General features: G+C 43.5%; 19 protein-coding genes and 1 pseudogene. 16 read left to right on the top strand and 4 right to left on the bottom strand.

Annotated elements, in window-relative coordinates:
- Positions 1-110: 110 nt before the first annotated feature.
- Positions 111-302 (top strand): 30S ribosomal protein S21, encoded by a 192-nt coding sequence (gene rpsU / locus H6F41_RS06765; protein ID WP_094532977.1) that lies wholly within the window; start codon positions 111-113, stop codon positions 300-302.
- Between the two features lie 165 nt (positions 303-467).
- Here rpsU and H6F41_RS06760 read toward each other — a convergent pair whose 3' ends face one another.
- Together H6F41_RS06760 and H6F41_RS06755 are read right to left on the bottom strand one after the other, a co-directional pair.
- Entirely contained in the window at positions 468-989 is a 522-nt protein-coding gene (locus H6F41_RS06760) for a thermonuclease family protein (RefSeq protein ID WP_190402713.1), read from the bottom strand.
- Positions 990-1,125: 136 nt separating this feature from the next.
- Positions 1,126-1,626, bottom strand: coding sequence for an LmeA family phospholipid-binding protein (locus H6F41_RS06755; protein WP_190402712.1), 501 nt, complete (start codon positions 1,624-1,626; stop codon positions 1,126-1,128).
- Between the two features lie 120 nt (positions 1,627-1,746).
- Between H6F41_RS06755 and H6F41_RS06750 the strand changes: the two genes are divergently transcribed.
- From H6F41_RS06750 to H6F41_RS06730, 5 genes are all read left to right on the top strand, one after another.
- Positions 1,747-2,358, top strand: coding sequence for a sigma-70 family RNA polymerase sigma factor (locus H6F41_RS06750; protein ID WP_190402711.1), 612 nt, complete (start codon positions 1,747-1,749; stop codon positions 2,356-2,358).
- Positions 2,355-2,789, top strand: coding sequence for a hypothetical protein (locus tag H6F41_RS06745; RefSeq protein ID WP_190402710.1), 435 nt, complete (start codon positions 2,355-2,357; stop codon positions 2,787-2,789). Before H6F41_RS06750 ends, H6F41_RS06745 begins: the two co-directional genes overlap by 4 nt.
- A 59-nt stretch (positions 2,790-2,848) precedes the next feature.
- Positions 2,849-3,493 carry a Spy/CpxP family protein refolding chaperone gene (locus H6F41_RS06740; RefSeq protein WP_190402709.1) on the top strand — a complete coding sequence of 215 codons (645 nt, stop codon included), beginning with the start codon at positions 2,849-2,851 and terminating at the stop codon, positions 3,491-3,493.
- Positions 3,494-3,792: 299 nt separating this feature from the next.
- On the top strand, positions 3,793-4,794 hold the full coding sequence (locus H6F41_RS06735) for a COX15/CtaA family protein (RefSeq protein WP_190402708.1): 1,002 nt from the start codon (positions 3,793-3,795) through the stop codon (positions 4,792-4,794).
- Between the two features lie 47 nt (positions 4,795-4,841).
- The gene (locus tag H6F41_RS06730) at positions 4,842-5,846 is read left to right on the top strand and encodes a heme o synthase (RefSeq protein WP_190402707.1); all 1,005 of its coding nucleotides are present in this window, start codon (positions 4,842-4,844) and stop codon (positions 5,844-5,846) included.
- A 43-nt stretch (positions 5,847-5,889) separates the two neighbouring features.
- Here H6F41_RS06730 and H6F41_RS06725 read toward each other — a convergent pair whose 3' ends face one another.
- Entirely contained in the window at positions 5,890-7,770 is a 1,881-nt protein-coding gene (locus H6F41_RS06725; RefSeq protein WP_190402706.1) for a polysaccharide deacetylase family protein, read from the bottom strand.
- An 80-nt stretch (positions 7,771-7,850) separates the two neighbouring features.
- Positions 7,851-8,690, bottom strand: a complete 840-nt coding sequence (locus H6F41_RS06720; protein WP_190402705.1) for a YdcF family protein — start codon at positions 8,688-8,690, stop codon at positions 7,851-7,853.
- Between the two features lie 353 nt (positions 8,691-9,043).
- Between H6F41_RS06720 and H6F41_RS06715 the strand changes: the two genes are divergently transcribed.
- The 10 genes and pseudogenes from H6F41_RS06715 to H6F41_RS06670 all read left to right on the top strand — a co-directional run bounded on the left by H6F41_RS06715 (position 9,044) and on the right by H6F41_RS06670 (position 18,547).
- A complete protein-coding gene (locus tag H6F41_RS06715; protein ID WP_190402704.1) occupies positions 9,044-10,348 on the top strand; it encodes a response regulator in 1,305 nt (434 codons plus the stop codon).
- 176 nt (positions 10,349-10,524) lie between these two features.
- A complete protein-coding gene (locus H6F41_RS06710) occupies positions 10,525-10,884 on the top strand; it encodes a response regulator (RefSeq protein WP_190402703.1) in 360 nt (119 codons plus the stop codon).
- Between the two features lie 42 nt (positions 10,885-10,926).
- The gene (locus H6F41_RS06705) at positions 10,927-11,292 is read left to right on the top strand and encodes a response regulator transcription factor (RefSeq protein ID WP_190402702.1); all 366 of its coding nucleotides are present in this window, start codon (positions 10,927-10,929) and stop codon (positions 11,290-11,292) included.
- Between the two features lies 1 nt (position 11,293).
- Positions 11,294-11,782, top strand: a complete 489-nt coding sequence (locus H6F41_RS06700; RefSeq protein WP_190402701.1) for a chemotaxis protein CheW — start codon at positions 11,294-11,296, stop codon at positions 11,780-11,782.
- A 54-nt stretch (positions 11,783-11,836) separates the two neighbouring features.
- The gene (locus H6F41_RS18935; protein ID WP_242022952.1) at positions 11,837-13,645 is read left to right on the top strand and encodes a methyl-accepting chemotaxis protein; all 1,809 of its coding nucleotides are present in this window, start codon (positions 11,837-11,839) and stop codon (positions 13,643-13,645) included.
- A gap of 63 nt (positions 13,646-13,708) precedes the next feature.
- A complete protein-coding gene (locus H6F41_RS06690) occupies positions 13,709-16,624 on the top strand; it encodes a hybrid sensor histidine kinase/response regulator (RefSeq protein WP_190402700.1) in 2,916 nt (971 codons plus the stop codon).
- A 6-nt stretch (positions 16,625-16,630) separates the two neighbouring features.
- A complete protein-coding gene (locus H6F41_RS06685) occupies positions 16,631-17,143 on the top strand; it encodes a chemotaxis protein CheW (RefSeq protein WP_190402699.1) in 513 nt (170 codons plus the stop codon).
- Positions 17,144-17,281: 138 nt separating this feature from the next.
- Positions 17,282-17,446 (top strand): annotated as a pseudogene (locus H6F41_RS06680) (hypothetical protein); the annotation flags it as partial.
- Between the two features lie 226 nt (positions 17,447-17,672).
- Positions 17,673-17,981, top strand: coding sequence for a hypothetical protein (locus H6F41_RS06675; RefSeq protein WP_242022951.1), 309 nt, complete (start codon positions 17,673-17,675; stop codon positions 17,979-17,981).
- A complete protein-coding gene (locus H6F41_RS06670; RefSeq protein WP_190402698.1) occupies positions 17,978-18,547 on the top strand; it encodes a ParA family protein in 570 nt (189 codons plus the stop codon). The genes H6F41_RS06675 and H6F41_RS06670 overlap by 4 nt, the downstream gene beginning before the upstream one ends.
- The last annotated feature ends 151 nt before the right edge of the window (positions 18,548-18,698 follow it).

The raw sequence follows: 18,698 nt of genomic DNA, 5'->3' as shown, positions 1-18,698 counted from the left end.
TAAGCTTTACAACTCATGCTTAAATTTGCTAACCTAGATACTCGCCGCTTAAATTTAAATGCGCCAAACTAAAGCATAATTAAGAACAATACTTTGCTACCTAAATAAGCATGACTCAAATAATCGTTGGTGAAAATGAAGGGATTGAATCGGCGCTGCGTCGATTTAAGAAAAAAATCCAAAAGGCTGGCTTACTAGCGGATATTCGTCGCTGTCAGTATCACGAAACCGCAGGCGAAAAACGTAAGCGTAAAGCCGAAAATGCTAAGCGTAGAGGACGTTTTCGTCGTCGCGATAGTTAATATAAAAAAAGGAGTGCAATGCACTCCTTTTTTTATGGGTATCTGCGTTATGGCTGTTGCCAGCCCTATTAGGACATAAAATCCAAAAAGCGAGTTGCGGTGCAAAGCACCGCAACTCGCTTTTTGGATTTTGATTTGTATTGATGCAAGTGACTATAGCTATATTTAATAGCCAACTCCTAATAATTTATTATCCCGACGAAATTGGGCTGGCAGCATTACATCAGTCCCATTTGTCCAAACACCTAGATGCTCGCTTTGGGCTTTGGCTTCTAACTCTGCATATCCTTGGCAATCCTTTTCTTGAATGCGATCATAATGGGCGAGTCCCAGAGACACCATCACTTTGTTAGCGTTCTGCCCACCTGCTAAGACTTCGCCAATGTAGCGTCCAAATTTATCTTTTTTGAATACTTTGACATAGACCTCTTCATCGTCAAGGATATTTTGCAGTACCTTACGGGCATGTTCACCTTCGGTTTGTAGCAATTCGGGGGCATCGATGCAGGCAAGATGGACTTTGGTTTTGATACCGCGCTCGACAAGGGTTATATTGTCGCCATCAAATACCCGAACTGCGAATGATGCTGACCATGCAGGCTGAATTGCGATCGCAAAGTAGGCAATGTTGATAATCGCGATTAAGGTTAGCTGATGTAAAGTGCGGACAAAATTGGCAAGGGACATTGATTGAGGTAACTAGGAATTAGTCTAATCATAGAGGTTCCCTACTCTCTTCCCAGCCTAAAAAATAAATCACCAAAACAAAGTTGCGGCGCTTCGCACCGCAACTTTGTTTTAGTCTAGGAAGGAGTAGTTGTTTTTAAGTGGCTGCGATCGCAAATTCCCCACGACATTTTGCCCGTCCTTCTGCGATTGCTAATTCATGGAGCGTAAATTCATCACCAAGTTTATGCACGAGAGATTCTAGCAAAGTCCGAATCTCGTCATCACCATTGATGATGGGCGGCGTATCGGCGGCGATTGCCTCTAAAAAAATTGGGGATTGGAGACAGCTTTGTAAATCTTCTGGTGACAGCTCAACATCCATCGTCACCCGAATCGGATTAAGTAAACGCAAGGCTTCACCCTTGAGAATCTGAGCAATATTTAGTTGAATTGCTTCGGCACATAGATCGATATTCGTGACTGCTAAGCCTTGATATTTTGCTCCCGCCCCAATCACGTTGGCTCTAGGAATATCACCACTTAATATTTGACGGCTTTTACCTGCGATCGCAATTTCGATGTGGTCGATATGCTCGACCTGCGATCGCAACCATAGTTTAATGATAGGAATTAATACAGAACTAACCACAGACATGAGTTGAACCTATTTAAGGTTTTGGCGGTCAAAATTAATAGCTTAGAAATAAGTCAAATAAGTTAAACCTGCCAATATTGCCTCAATAAGTATAGAAGCTCATATGGATGTTCGCCATAGATGTTCAGAGCGGTAAGTATAGATATCAGAGAGTCCCCTAACCCTGATCCCGATCTCGCGATTGTGCAAGCTTGCTTGCAAGGTGATCCCCATGGATTTAAAAAACTATATCAACGTCATCACCAAAAGGTGCGCTCAACGCTGTATCAGCTATGTGGCTCCGATGGACTCGATGATTTGACGCAGGATGTGTTTTTACGGGCATGGAAAGGGTTGCCAAAATTTCGGCAGTCTTCACAGTTTGCGACGTGGCTCTATCGAATTGCCTTTAATGTGGCAAGTGATCGGCGCAAAGCCTTGGCAAAAATGCGATCGCGAAATGTCTCCGTCGAAGATGAGCAGTTAGCAAATTTAGCCGATGATGCCATGTCCCGTGATGGTGAGACGCAGGCGGGATTGAACCAAATGCATTATCAAGATCTGATGCGGCGTGGTTTAGACAAACTCAGTGAAGATCATCGCACCGTATTGGTATTGCATGATTTGGAGGAGTTGCCGCAAAAAGATATTGCCGAAATATTGGATATTCCTGTCGGTACGGTCAAGTCGAGGCTATTTCATGCCCGCAGTGCCATTAGAAAGTTTTTAGAAGCGCAAGGAGTCGAGTTATGAAACCCAAATATTCCCAAGAATCTCAAGATTTGCCTGAAAACTTGGATGATTCCGATACTTCTCTAGTTCACTTTCTTCAAGAGCATAAGCCAACTGCCCCAGCACCTGCGGCAAACTTTGAGCAAAAACTATTTGCGGAAATTGCTAAATATCCTTTGAAATCTCCCAAGACTCAAAAATCTGGGCGATGGCTACCTTTGACTTTGTTGATCCCTGCGGCGATCGCCACGGCGATTGGATTTAACTGGTCAAATAATCGCCAGTATCAGGTTGCCAATATGAGTGAGGCGGAGCAAGTTGAGATCGAAAACTCATTGATTAATAGCTGGAATATGGCTAACGACTCCTTAGATGATCCAACCATAATTACAGCATCCAATAGCATTGAAAACGAGCTTTTGAGTGAATTAGCACCTCTTGAGTATGAATAAACCCTAAATCAACTGCTTAGAAGAAAATATCGAATTTAAAGGTCAATAAGTGAGGGAATATGATGTTTAAAGCAAAAGTCTGGCAATATATTGCGATCGCAACGGCGGCCGTTGCCACTAGCGGCGCAATCTGGGCTACTAATGCCAATTTCCAGTCGCAGTCACAGGCGCAATCGCAAATAAAGCCTCTAGTGAAAAATGCGCCAATGGCAATAGATTCAGACTTAGAGTCAGAAATATTAGCCCAAGCCTCGCCGCGTCAGGAGCGGGGAGATGTTGTGGATATGCCATCTGGTCGATTTTTAAAGCAATTAAATCTCACCCCAGATCAATTACAAAAGCTTAAGACAATTCGCGATCGCGATTTAGCTAGCATCCGCGAACTTGCCGAGCAATCTCGCCAAGCTAATCAAGAATTAAGGGAATTGTTAGCGGGAACAGCAAGCAGTGATGCCATTCGTGTCAAGCATAACCAAGTTCTAAAACTCCAACAAGAGCTGCGTCAGCAACATTTTGAGCGGATGTTAGCCATGCGAGATATTCTCACGCCACAACAACGATCGCAACTTAATGAAATCATGAAAAATCGCCCCAATCGTAGAATGCGAGGTGATCTCAGAGAAAACATGAGAGAGAGGATCAAGAATCGGATTCAAGATCGCACTCAAGAGCGTCTGGATAATCGCGATCGCTCAACGCTGTAATCTCAAAACTAAAAATGGCTACGCCATTTTTAGTTTTGAAAAGCATTACTTAGGTTTGTTTTTTTAATTTATGCAAGTGTTGTCACACTTGCATAAATTGGTATAAAATCACCAACCCGATCAAAAAAAGCCTCGCTAAGCAAGGCTTTTTTTGATCAGTGTAAATACCTAACGCGAAGAAATTGTTAAATCCCCCTACCAATCCCAGAACTGCTCTTAATATAAGGTCTAACTATTGTCCATACTTCTGTTGAGTTTTATCAAGATTCACGAAGAAATCATGAACTTATTTAACTTGCATGACTGACTCTTTATCTTCTTACAAATCCACACAACCACCCGTAGCCATTGCCAAAGGTGAATCTAAAAGCTTTATAGAGCCAGTTGTCCTCATTCGTCGCATTGCCTTTGGCATTGCGATCGCAACTTGGATGGTAATGGCAATTGGTAGTGCCACTCGCGTAATGAATGCGGGCTTAGCTTGCCCCGACTGGCCCCTGTGCTATGGGACAGTCTTACCCGCCGAGCAGATGAACCTACAGGTATTCTTAGAATGGTTTCACCGCCTAGTTGCCTCCACAGTTGGTTTCGCCACAATTGTTTTATGCGGTGCAAGTTGGTATTTCCGCAAATCCTTGCCAAAGTGGACACCTTGGGCAACGTCAGGCTCTCTATCATTGGTAGTTTTTCAAGGAATTTTAGGCGGACTCACCGTCACGCAACTACTAAGATTTGATATTGTCACAGCCCACTTGGGAACGGGGTTGTTATTCTTTTCGAGCTTACTAGCCACGGCCGCCGCCCTCAGCTTGACCAGCAAATTTGCTGGTGAACAATCAAATTCCTCAAAATCTGTTACTAAACTTGCTTGGTTAGGCACAGCCGCCGCACTTTTAGTCTACTTACAAAGTATCCTCGGTGCATTAGTTGCCTCACAATGGGCGCTACACCAATGCTTCGCGACAAAAGATATGTGCATCATTTTGAATGCTCACTTAATCGGTGTGATTCCTGCAACCCTCGCTAGCATTGCCGTTGTCGTTACTACATGGCTTATCAAATCGATTAGCCCAATCCTGCGGTATGTGGCAACCTTGGCGGGTTTGTTAGTATTGGCTCAAGTTGCGGTCGGCTATGCCACCTATAAATTACATCTACAAGTTGAGCCATTAACGATTGCTCACCAAGCCACAGGTTCAGCATTACTAGGCACGCTCGTTTGCTTTGCTGTCTTAGCATTTAGAATCATCAATCAAGACCAACTTCAAACACAGAATCAAGCGCAACCTGCGATTCGCTAAACGTAAATCAACGTCACATCTGCGAAATATTTTAGGAGTCAAGCGCAATGCAACAAACAGCAATTCCAGAAATCACTAACCCCGACAACTTTGCTGAAACCAGCACCGCGCTCAATGCTAAACGTAACTGGCGCGAGGTTATTCAAGATTACACAGAACTTACAAAGCCACGCATTATCGTTTTATTGTTAATCACCACCGCAGGTGCAATGTGGATTGCGTCGGAAGGTGCGGTTGATCCTTTCTTGATGTTCATTACGGTTTTTGGTGGGGCAATTGCCGCTGCTTCGGCAAATACGATCAATTGTCTGTACGATCGCGATATTGATGCCAAAATGGAGCGCACCAGTTGGCGACCACTGCCATCGGGAAGGATTCAACCCCGCGATGCCCTCATTTTTGCGATCGCATTAGCGGTGATTTCTTTCACGATGCTGACTGTTTATGCCAATCTCTTGGCAGCCTGTCTCGCCATGTCAGGGATCGCCACCTATGTTGGGGTGTACACAATTTGGCTTAAGCGTTCTAGCACTCAAAATATTGTGATTGGCGGAGCCGCAGGCGCAATCCCACCCCTAGTCGGCTGGGCGGCAGTAACGGGGGATCTCAGTTGGTCAGCATGGGTACTGTTTGCGATTATTTTTGTCTGGACTCCGCCGCATTTTTGGGCGCTAGCATTAATGATTCGCGATGAATATGCCAAGGTGGGTGTACCAATGTTGCCCGTCGTTAAGGGAGCCGAGGTGACGGCAAATCAGATTTTGCTATATACGCTGTTGATGGTTCCCGTATCGCTGTTGCTGGTTTATCCCTGTAATGTGATGGGCATGGTCTATGCAGTGTCCGCAGTTTGCCTCGGTGGTGCATTCATTTATAAAGCCACTCAGTTACTAAAAGAACCTAGCGATCGCAATGTTGCCCGTTCGGTTTTCAAATATTCGATTCTTTATTTAGCATTACTTTGTGTGGCGATGGGAGTTGATAGCTTGCCTATTGCCCATATATCGAGTCAACAGGTTATTGCACTGCTCCAAATAGCTCACAATATCTAAATTTAAAAGCGCCGCAAAGCGGCGCTTTTAAATTTATCTCGTTTTAAGGATTTAAACTGACGGGACAATTAGGCTTTTCAGCAGTTTGCACAGGTGCAGGGTCAGGTGGCAACAGTGCAACGATATGTGGCACAGGTCTTGGCTCATATGCCATTACAGATTTACCACGATAGGCGAGGGCAGCACTTGCCCCAGAATCAAGCATCACCACATCGCGTAACCCCGCCTTAACTAAAATTTTACCCAAACCAACAGAATCAATCATTTCCATGGTTACACCAATCACAGGTTTACCCGAAGCATCAATGCCCCAGAAAGCCCGATCGCGTGAGGCATCAAACCCATAAAGTTTGCCAAAGGACTCCGCCGATTGGGGTTTGCCATCACGGACGAGCCAACCTGCGCCGACAAAGGCATCGGTGACATCGGGGAGTTCCGCTTGGATTGCCTCTAGGGAGTTATGTTTAGCAGCATTGTAAGGAATAAACTTCACATTGGTAGGGCTAATTAACACCAGAGGTCGATTATTCAACAATGGATTTTCGCCTTTGTTACCATTGATGAAAACTCCCGCTTGATTGGAAAATTGGCTCATGACTGGACCAATCATCTTATTGCTATCAAGATGTTCTAAGGAGAAAAAAGTGCCGTCAACGGCGGCGATCGCATTGGGGGTTTTGGTTAATATTTGCTCAACTTGATAGCGGGTATCGGCATGGTGAGTCACAACTTTGCCACCCTGTACCAAGGTAAGCGGCAGTCCATCAATGGTGACAGTCCGTTTTTTGACAGGGGCGGTGAAGTCGATTGCCCCATTGCTGACCGATGGCAGGAGCGTAAATTGGTTCTGATTTGCCGCAGTTCCCGCCGATGCAACTTCAACTACTTCTTCAAAGCGTGATTGACCAAACCGCATAATTGTCATCAAGTCTTCCGACTCATTGGCTGAGCGCTCTTGCGTTGGATCAAGGCTCATGCTGAGAGCGGCTTTATAGCCAGCCTTGATGAGTTTTTCTCTAGCTACATCCGTAAAGTCCCCTTCAGGATAGGTAAAGTAATCGATTTCAATACCCAGTTCCCGTTCTAGCACTTGCTTGGATTCGGTCACTTCTTTTTCTAGTACCGCATCGCTGAGATCTTTGACATTTAAGTGATTCACAGTGTGAGAGGCGATGGTGATTAGACCAGATTGCTGCATCTCGCGCAATTGATCCCAAGTGGCTTTCGGTTTTTGACCACCAGTACCGACAAAGCGGGTATGCACTGACCAAACGGCGGGGTAATTATATTGTTTGAGTAATGGAAAGGCATATTTATACTGACCTACATAATTATCATCAAAGGTCAGTAATACGGGTTTGTCGGGAAGCTGTGAGCCTGTCCGTAAATGGTTGACCATCATCTCCATGCTAATCGGTGTATATCCACCATCTTGCAGGATTTGGAAATGTCTTTCTAAGTCGGCAACGCTGGTGTCCCAGCTAACGTCTTTGGTTTCGACGATATCGTGATACATGATGACTGGTATTTTGGCATCACGGGCGCGATCGCTAATTTTTGGGAATTGGGCAGGGGTAAGACTAGCAATTAGATCGGCATTGATGTTGCTGCTCAAGCTGGAAAGTATTGGTAATGGATCATTTGCGATCGCATTAATTGCTCTGACCTGATACAAAGAAGCAGTTACCGATTCCAGTGCATTGTATTGACAAAAAGCTTGTGAGCCGTTGGCGTTAGTGGTGCTAGCTACAACAGCATTAGTTGTTTCCCCATTAACTTCCGTGACAACTGAGCTAGGGGAGGATGAACGATAAATCAATCTCGATGCGATCGCAGCGCCCATTCCAGTGCCGAGTGCAGCTAATGCCAACACGATCCAAATCGTATTTAGGCTGCTGCTCTTCTTACCTTTGCCCCTGCTCATAGATATATATTGCTTTTTTGATATTACTAGCGCCTATTTAATCAGAGAGCCATGATGTACACAAGAGGCTAGATGGAGAACTAAGCCCACCCTGCTAGTTGATACACCAATAGACCAACATATTCTTTGATGGCATTGGTCGTATTTTTGAGGGCATCGACACTAGGTAGTAAATCTAAGATGATCGCAAAGCCCTTGTTATTGTCACTTTGTCCTGCCAAAAAGTCGGTCGGGGCAGCAATCGACTCAAGACCAATTTTGCGGAATATTTCCATAGATCGCGGCATATGCAAAGCCGAAGTTACCAGTAATACTTTACTAATATTCCGTTGGCGCAAAATTTGGCGCGTATTCACCGCATTGTCACGGGTATTAAAGGATTGAGACTCTTGGATGATTGCCTCACGCGGAACCCCCATTAACTCAAGAATTGCTGCCATATCTTCAGATTCAGGATTGCCCCCCTCGCCGAGCCATTCTGCCCGACCACCCGTAACTACAATCAACGGTGCTTTTTGCTGTTTATAAAGCAATGCGCCATATAAAAGGCGATCCCCTGCTTCATTGACTTCATACCAAGGTCTTGGTGCAATTTTTGGGCGTGTCGCTCCTCCTAAAATTACAATTGCTTCGGCTGTAGGTAATTCACCTTTCGGAACATACTGACGCTCTAGAGACTGCACTAATAATCTTGAACAAATATCATTACTACTTAATAGTAGAAGTACCAGAGCAATACTCAATAAAACAGCCGAAATACGGGTTTTTTTGAATAGAATGATGCCTTTTGCAACATTACTGATCCTTCGAGATCGTTTCGGTTGCCACCATAGAATGAATAGGGAAATTGCCCCTAGTAAAACCGATAACCCCAAAGGGTAAATAAAAACAGGTAAAAGCTTTGATAAAAATAGTGACATAGGTTACTAACCATTTCACAAGAACAATATAGGGAAGTGTTAGAGATTTTCAAACGCTATCGTAATCTAGATTTGATGGTTATGGAATAGAAGTTTTTTGATGGTTGGGTTATAGAAATTTGATTGTCAGTCAATTGTAAAAGTGAATTGTAAATTTGACGTAGGTATGTTTTAATTTCATTAGTATAGATAAATTAACAATCAATATATCCAGATAAATATGTGTGACTAAGAGTAGACAAACTCTTAGTGCTTTGGGGGAGAAATATCTAGATTAGATATTTTTATTAGTATCTACTAGATCGGCATTAGCGATTATTTGGAAGAAACTCAAATTTAAGGTTGGGATAGGCATGATCAGTACGACTAAGAGTATGTCGGTAGACCCTACAGAAAAATCTCAAAAACAGTCTGCTACAGAGTTTTTTCAAGGATTAGCCACATTACAAGATGGCTCTGCACATATTGTTCGCGATCGGATTCGGTGGACATTTTATGTGGAGCGTGGCAAGTTGGTTTATGCAACACACTCCTTAGATGGATTTGAAAGATTAGAAAGGCATTTACGGCGGCTGAGTCGCGAATTACCATCCTTAACGGACAAACTGCGATCGCAGTTAAGACTGATGTTTGATGATGCTTCTTCAGAGCATGTACAGACCATTAACCATAGCAATGAGTTTATTTGTGTTGAATATCTAGCAGTCATTTGGCTAGTTAATGAGAACCATCTGCCAAAGCCAATGGCAAATAAATTAATTGCTCGCATCATGCAAGAAGTGATTGAAATATTTCTTTGTTTGCCAGATGGAGAATTTACAATTGTCCATAGCAAACATTCTCTTCAAGAGGTTTATTGCGGATTATCAATTGATCGAATTTTAGAGGTGGTTCCCCAAAGACTCAAAGCTTGGTATGAGCTTGGACCGACGATTTCTTCGCCCTATCAATGTCCCTATCTAGTCAGTCAAACTAGCGCCGAAAAACGCATGACGCCCGAAACTGTGCAGAGATTAGGCAGGGTTTTGCGCGGTTTTAACTTTTGCCAACTTGGGGCGTTATTAGGTAAAGATCCACTTGCGATCGCCAAACAACTTAGCCCCCTGATCAGTGATGGAGCAATTTTACTGAGAGATCCCATGTCACCTCTAGACATGTTACCCCGCACCTACTATCTAGCTCCAGAAGAAGAACTGGAAAACATTGAAAAGCTATCGGAAACCTTTACCGAAACAACAAATACTGGTGCAGATATCTCTGACCTGTCGCAGATCGTGAGACATCAAGCAGCGAAAACATGGAAGATTGTTTGTATTGATGACAGTGAATCGATGCTGAGTATGATTAGTAGTTATTTGGGCAACGAAGACTTTGAGCTAACATTAATTCAAGACTCAATGAAAGCGTTAATGCGAATTACCTCGATCCGACCTGAATTAATTTTGCTAGATATTGGAATGCCAAATGTGGACGGTTACCAACTTTGCTCATTAATTCGCAAGTCTTCTCTTCTCCGCGAGATTCCGATTGTGATGGTTACAGGCAATAAGGGATTAATTGATCGGGCTAGAGCCAGAATTGCAGGGGCAACTGACTATTTGACTAAACCCTTTGATCGAGCTGATCTCTTAAAAATGATCATGCGTCATCTGATGTAATTTATGATCTAACTTGTCAAGGGCTTTGTGATGTAATTATGGTATCTTTAGAAATAATTCTTCATATTTTATTAAGAATTATCTGGCTCAAGAAATCAGTTTCGATAATAAACACAAAGCCTTACCACTAAAGTTTTTATTCATCTCAACATCAAAAATAGGATTAGCACAATTTTATGACAACAGTTCTTGTGGTTGAAGATACTGCTTCTGAGCAGGATTTGATTGTTAGCTATTTATCAGAGGGTGGCTACACAGTAATTAGTGCTAACAATGGACAAGAAGCGCTCAAAAAAATTGAAACTAAAAAGCCAGATGTTGTGATTACTGACTTGGTAATGCCAGGGATGAGTGGATTAGAACTTTGTCGCAGCTTGAAGAAAAACGCTGAAACCAAAGATGTTCCTATTGTCGCCTGTACATCCAAGAACCAAGAGCTAGACAAGCTGTGGGGAATGAAGCAGGGAATTAATGTATATATCACCAAACCATTTTCCCGCGAAGATATTTTACGCGCAGTCCGTTCTGTTGCTTAAATAGGTTTTGCCAGTTTTTACCATTAAAGCAGGAGAAATATATTGGTTACAGTATTAGTTGTCGAAGATACAAATTCAGAGCGTGAGTTGATCTGCGATTACTTACGGCAGGGCGGATATAACGTGGTCAGTGCGACGAATGGCACAGAAGGCTTGGATAAATTCATGCAAATTAGTCCCCATGTGGTGATTACGGATTTAGTTATGCCGGGCATGAGTGGATTGGAGATGTGTCGAGCGATCAAAAAGATCGCTACCAAAAAAGTGCCAATCGTTGCTTGTACTTCTAAGAACCAAGAACTTGATCGCCTTTGGGGGATGAAGCAGGGTGTCGATGTATATCTCACTAAGCCATTTACCAAAGAGGATATCTTGCAAGCACTGCGATCGCTAAATCTCGGAGGATGAGATGCTGGACTTGACGATCGAATTACAGGAAGAACAAACACAGGTTATTGCAGGGTTGCCCTATCTGACCTTGCAGCTAGATCGTCATACGACCGTGGCGTTGCAATTGAAGTTTGTCCGCGAAACCTTGGTGTTACCTGCGGAAAGATTTATGCAGATGCCCAATGTTGATCCCTGTTTGGTTGGACTAGTTGAGCATCGTAGTAATGTGTTTTGGGTACTAGATTTACCGCAATTATTGGGATTTAGTCCCGTTGATACGGCGATATCGGATACACATATCGCGATTTTGCAAACTGGCAATATGTTCTTAGGATTGGGAACCTATCGCATTGGTCGAGTTAAAAGAATTATTGATGCCGATATTCGCTCACCGACTAGTGATAGTTTGCCACCTGAAATGATCCCTTTTCTCCGTGGGTGGGTCGATGATGACCAAAAGATTTACATATTAGACGCATCTGCGATCGCAAAGCTTGACTTTAGATAATCAAATAATCAGTAGCACTCACAAAATACACTTAGTAAATACGAGTAGATAACCATGCTAGTTCAAGACGAAGTAATCACAACTAAGAACAATACTGAAGTTGCCAAATCAGACGCAAGCTTGCAACAGGAATCAGCAGTTGTAAATCCTAATATTGAGAAGATCGAATCTGCTGAAGACTCCAAGCTCATTCGTGGGTTAACTTCCTTTGTTGGCGTTGGCTTAGTTGTGTTTGGACTATCTTCATGGAACTTATTCGATATCTATCGTGGATTCAAGTCAATTTCAGAACAGAACTTCCGACTAGAACAGCTAGCTGGCAAGATTGTCCATCTTGATGAAGTATTAACCATGTCGGCACGGATGGGCGCAGCGACAGGTGATCCCAAGTGGGAGAAACGCTATCAACAGTATGATCCTGAACTAGTCAAGGCAATTGAAGAATCAGCCAAAATTGCCCCTGAAGCCTATCAAAACACCTCCGCCGAGGTAAATGATGCGAACAACAAACTGGTGGAACTAGAGAAAAAATCCTTCGATCTAGTGCGTCAGGGCAAGCGCAATGAGGCTACCCAAGTTCTTAATGGCACAGAGTACGAACGTCTCAAGAAAGTTTATGCTGATGGCTCTGCAAAAACCCTTGAGACCATTGCTAAAGATACGGAAGAGCAATTGCAAGCTTTCAGTCAACGGCTATTTATTTCTTTGGGCTTCACGATCTTGAGTTTGCCTGCTCTCATTGCCGTCTATTTAGTTGCCTTGAAGTTGATTCGGAACTACCTCAAAGAACGTGATCAATCGCAGCAAAATATTGCCACCTTAGAATTACAACAATTAGCCACTCAACAGGAAAGAGAACGCAGTGAAGCCTTGCAACGCGAATTGCTGACTTTGCTAAGCGATGTTGAAGGCGCAGTTTCAGGGGATTTGACGGTACGCGCTCAAATTACGGCGGGTGAAATTGGCATTGTTGCCGACTTTTTTAATGCGATCGTCGAAAGTTTGCGGGACGTTGTGACACAGGTAAAGGAAGCCACTTTACAGGTAAACACGTCGGTAAATACGAACAATGAATCAATCCGTGAGCTTGCCGAAGATGCCACCCTGCAAGCAAAACAACTAGACGAAGCTTTGCAGTCTGTAGAACAGATGACGGAATCCATTCAGCAGGTTGCCAGCAATGCGAGACAGGCGGCGGATGCTTCTAACAAGGCGGCGGAAACGGCGGAAACAGGTAGCTTGGCAATTGAGCAGTCGGCGGCGAGTATTTTGCAACTACGCCAAGCTGTTGCCGAAACGACGAAAAAGGTCAAACGACTTGGTGAAGCTTCCCAACAAATTTCTAAGGTGGTTGTCCTGATCGACCAGATTGCTTTGAAAACTAACATGCTTGCTGTAAACGCCAGTATTGAGGCGGCACGGGCAGGGGAAGAGGGTCGTGGATTTGCGGTGGTTGCCGAAGAGGTCGGGGCATTGGCAGCACAGTCAGCCACGGCAACTAAAGAAATTGCGCGGATTGTGGAAAGCATTCAACAAGAAACTAGTGAGGTGGTGGAATCGATGGAATCTAGCACTTTACAGGTTGTTGAAGGTACAAACAAGGTTGAAGATGCGCGGAAGAGTTTGCGTCAAATTGTGGAAGTAGCCCGTAGGGTAAATGAGTTATTTCAGGGGATTTCGAGCGCTACAACTTCGCAGGTACAAACTTCCCAATCTGTGAAGCAGGTTATGGAAACTATCTCTAATCAATCGCAAAAGTCGTCCGCAACTTCACGAGAAGTTGCGATCGCACTTCAAGAAACCGCCAACGTCGCCAGTAAGCTGCAATCATCAGTGGAAACCTTTAAAGTCGATGCGGCATAATTTACAAGACTTTGGCTTTGTCAAAGTCTTGCTAAATAATTTAAAAATTTAGTAGAGGTCGATATGGCAATCGATACATTAACCGATCGCGAATGGGCAGTACGATTATTATTCCTTGATGAAGTTAGAGATTTTCTGGCTGATATTGAATCGGAGATCTTAGGCGTTTGCGATCGCAATTTGTCGCGATCGGCGATTGACAAAATTTTACGGGCTGCCCATTCCATGAAGGGTGGCGCAGCGATGATGGGTTTTGAGGCTTTAAGTGAACTTGCTCACCGTCTCGAAGACTTTTTTAAAATCTTACAGGCCAATAAGCAAACTAAAATCACCCCAGAAATTGAAAGTTCATTTCTGACTGCGATCGATAATATGGGTAAGGTTGCCAATATCCATAAACAGCGAAAAATCCCTAATGCAGAGTGGTTAGCAGCACAGATTCATCCTCCCTTTCAATATTTGCAAGAGGTTCTCGGCGAACTATCGGCACAGGATGAAGCTAGTCTGCTTTCGGAAGAGGCAGGACAGGATATGCGTGTCCTCATGTTTGCCACTGAGGTAGATGCTTGCTTACAGCGATTAACTGGCGTTCTGGATGACCCCACCTCACAGTTACTCCGCGAAGAATTTGAACTTACCAGTCAAGAATTTGGCTGTTTAGGGGAAATGTTGGAATTACCAGCATTTAGTCAACTCTGTGAAGAGATTAGTGATGCCCTTGCCGATCGCGATCGCAATTTGCGGGAGGTGGCGACTGCTGCCCTCGCCGCATGGCGACAATCTCAAGCGCTAGTATTGGTTGGTCAGTTTGAGATTTTGCCCAAGCATCTCATCGAATTTAGTCAGAAAAACCCATCAATCGCCTCCACTGTTCCGCTTGCCTCTCCAAGTCTTGAGGATATTCCCCAAGAAGGAATAGAGTACGGTCTCATCCATGAAGATGAAGTCATTAGTCTGGATCAATCGCTGCTCGACTTGACAGTATTTACAGATGTCAATACTAGAACTGGGGAAATGGAAATTCCTCAACATTCAGAAACAAATCTAGAAACCACCATCCGTATTCCGAGTCGTCAACTCGAAGCTCTCAGCGATCGCTTTGGTGAGTTGAATGCTGAACGCAGTGGCTTACGTTTACAGCTCAAGCGGATGCGCGATCTGATTCAGCTTTTAAATACAAGAATGCATGGTCTGGAGCAATCTAACGCACAACTGCGCTCAGCCTATGATCGGGTGGCAACTTCATCGGCTTCGTTTATGACCGTCAATGCGGCAATTAGTGAAAATGGTATTGCTGCAAATCCCCCGTATCATCCTGAGCCATTACTTGCCTATACCAGTCTCTTTGACCTCTTAGAAATGGACTCCTATAGCGAGTTGCATGTCATCTCACGGGAAATCATGGATAGCGTTGTGCAATTGCAGGAAGTCTCAAGCGATCTGGAAACTGCTTTAACTGATACGGAAGGAAATGAAAGGGAACTAGGTCGAGCCTCGCGCCAGATGCAAACTGCGATCGAGCAGGCAAGAATGCGGATGCTTAGTGAAGTAACTAGTCGGTTTCCGCGTCTACTCAGAGATTTATCATTAGCCCATGGTAAGCAGGTGGAACTGATTTTGCGAGGTAGTTCTACCCTAGTAGAACGCTCAGTTTTAGAATTTTTAGAAGATCCACTCTTGCACCTAATTCGCAACGCCTTTGATCATGGCATTGAATCTCCCGAAGAACGTATTGCCAAGGGTAAACCAGCCAAGGGCAAAATTGAAATCTTCGCAGGATATCGCGGCAATCAGACCGTTATTACCGTCAGTGATGATGGTAATGGGATTGATTTACAGAAATTACGCGATCGCGCTTTACAGATGGGCATCAGTGAGAGTGATCTTGCTAATTCCGCAGAGTCGGAGTTACTCGATCTCATTTTTGAAGCAGGGTTTAGTACCGCCGATCGGGTCACCGATCTCTCAGGGCGAGGTGTGGGTATGGATGTAGTCCGCTCTAATTTGCAGATTATTGGCGGCAGCGTAAATGTTGCCACCGATGCGGGTAAAGGTACAACTTTTACTCTAACTGTTCCTGTGTCTCTCTCAATTGCTAGGGTACTTTTAGTGGAGAGTAATGGCTTGCAAATGGCAATTCTCACCAGTGCCGTCGAAGAAATTATTTTAGTCAAAGAGACTTCTATTTATACGGTTGCTAATCAGGAAGTATTGGACTGGCAGGGATATTCGGTCCCCTTAATTAAGCTGAGCGATCGCCTCCATTTTTCGCGCCCTCAATTTCAGAATGAAACTGAAAATCGACCGATTGTTGACGAGCCATTAATCCTGATTGTGGCAAAAAACAATGCTCCCTTTGCTTTACAAGTCAATCGATATTGGGGTGAGCAAGAAGTCACTATTCGCGGAGTCCAGAGTGCAATTCCTATGCCGACAGGATTTATGGGCTGTGCAATTTTGGGTGGTGGCAAGCTGGCACCACTTGTAGATATTGACAGCCTGATCGCTTGGGCAATTAATGATTGCGATCGCAAACCTAGCCATCCCCTCACCCTGCCATCCGCAAGAACCGATCAACGCACAACGATCATGGTCGTTGATGACTCGATCAACGTCCGCCGATTTTTGGCAATGACCCTAGAAAAAGCTGGCTATCGCGTTGAACAGGCAAAGGATGGACTAGAGGCGATGGAAAAATTACAGAAATTATCAACTTTGCCAATTAGTTCCCCAATCAGTGCTGTGATCTGTGATATTGAAATGCCCCGTCTCGATGGATTTGGATTCTTAGCCCAGTCGCGCCATGATCAATATTGCAAAAATATTCCCGTCGTCATGCTCACCTCTCGCAGTGGCACAAAACATCGAGATTTAGCAATGCGCCTCGGTGCGTCTGCCTATTTTGCAAAACCCTTCAAAGACAATGAGCTGCTGCAAACCTTATCTAAACTCGTATCCAGATATTCCACTATTTCCTAATTAGTTATGCCAGCCATATCCTCTTTGCGATCGCAACGCCTTTCCGCATCTCGACCTGATATTGCTCAACAATACGTCGCCTTTCGCCTCCGTTTGGGCTGGTTTGTTTTACCCATCGAATCTATTTATCGCGCCATTCCACTCACCAAACATATCCCGAAACTTACCTTGTCAGGACAGCCTGTGACAGTCATAGATCTAGGAAAACTATTGTTTGGACAGGTCAAAGTCAACACTACTGAGATCCCACAACTAGTCGTGAATAAGGCAGTCGTCTCATCAAAGCCATCTTTAATCGTAGCCAGTAGTCAAACTAAAGGTGTAATTGGCATACTCAGTAACTCCCAACCTGCTCTACAAAGAATTGCTCAAGACCAACTAGTACCCCTACCACAAACCTACAGCCAACAATGGAAGGTTGACTTCATCACCTCAATGACTCTTCCCACCGACGATAGACCGTCACTCTTTGCCATTGATTGCGATCGGCTGATTGAGAGAATCAAGCAATCAAAATAGCTTACAAATCTGATTAATTGCCTTGTTACAGATTGGATTCGTCAATATTAAATCCTCTAATCCAGATGGAATAACGCCAAATAATATCGCAGCGTTGCGATAAGATGAGAGCTACAAGCTCAAAATTTGTCTTTATCCATGACCGCCAATATTCCCAACTCCAAATTTTCACCAGCCGAGATCAAATCTGAAGGCTTGACTCTTGATGAATATCAAATGATTTGCGAGCGCCTTGGTCGTGAACCCAACAAAGCCGAATTAGGGATGTTTGGTGTGATGTGGTCAGAGCATTGCTGTTATAAAAAATAATCTATACGTCATACAAAACTAAGATTTCCATGATGTATAGTGATGAAATAGAAATAAAGTATCTATGACAGTACATTTCACCGACCGAGAAATGCAAAGAGCTTAGAGAAATAACTTTCAAGCTTATGAAAAAGCCTACAATCTTACTCAAGAACCATTAACCAATGCACATAGACTACTTCTGTTTTATGCAATTTAATGTGGTTTAAAGACTGCTTTGATGAAAAGGGAGTCTGCAAATTGTACAGATGTTTGTTATCAAATTATTGAAGCTAGCCATAATATTAACAAACTTCTAGATGCCTTAAAAGCTGGTCATAGTTTGAAATTACCTAGTTCAATTAGCATGAAAGGCTCCCAACAAAATAGAAATTTAACTTCTGGTGAAATCAACCAAATGTGGCGTTATGGAGGAGAAGCTCAAAATACACGCAATCAGAATGGTGGCTTAGTCAAATTAACTGACGAAGATTTAGAAAAACATTTGCTTAAAATTTCTACTTGGATTAAAGGAGAATTAAGTTCATGAGAGCTTTAAGATACTTAACTTGGCTTGATATTAGAAGGGTTATCCGTAAAAAAACCTCTTATGGAAAGCAACTTCCAGAGGGTGTTAATTCAATCAACTGTTTCTCAGATGCTGTAGAAATTAGCTTGGTTAGTATCGAAAACCAGTTGACAATGGAGTCTAAATTACAGGACTGGTTTAGTGAATGGTATCAACGTGAGAACCAGTTTATTCAGTTAGATCTTGGTGAATCAGTTTTACCAGTAGAGTTTTTGGTAGAAGGACTAAATCAAGATAGTACAGCACCTATCCGTCCTTTTTGGGAAGAGATAGCTTATATTGGTGGTGATTCTGATGAATCTAAAGGCTTATCTCAAAACTTACCTTTGCCAGAACCATATACAAATTCACCTTCACTGGTTGCCTTTCATTCTTTTAAAGGAGGTGTAGGCAGAACAACACACTTGGCAGCATATTTATTCGCAATATTAGAGCGTGCAAGAGAAATCAATAAACCTATCACCATTTTGGTCATTGATGCTGACTTAGAAGCTCCAGGGCTAACTGAGATCTTGCACCATTCCTAAAAGAGTTAAGTGGGAATGGGTTTGAGAATAATTTCAAAGCCATGACGAGCAGCAATATCGGCACTAATTTGAAGATACCTGAGAAGTTTCAACCAAAGGACAGAAGGGAATAAAACTGAAAGAGTTAAATCACAAGTAGCTTTCCAGTCCA

Source organism: Pseudanabaena mucicola FACHB-723 (assembly GCF_014696385.1).
Lineage (GTDB): Bacteria > Cyanobacteriota > Cyanobacteriia > Pseudanabaenales > Pseudanabaenaceae > Pseudanabaena.
Note: the sequence above shows the minus strand (reverse complement) of the source record. Positions and strands in the feature narration are given on the sequence as shown.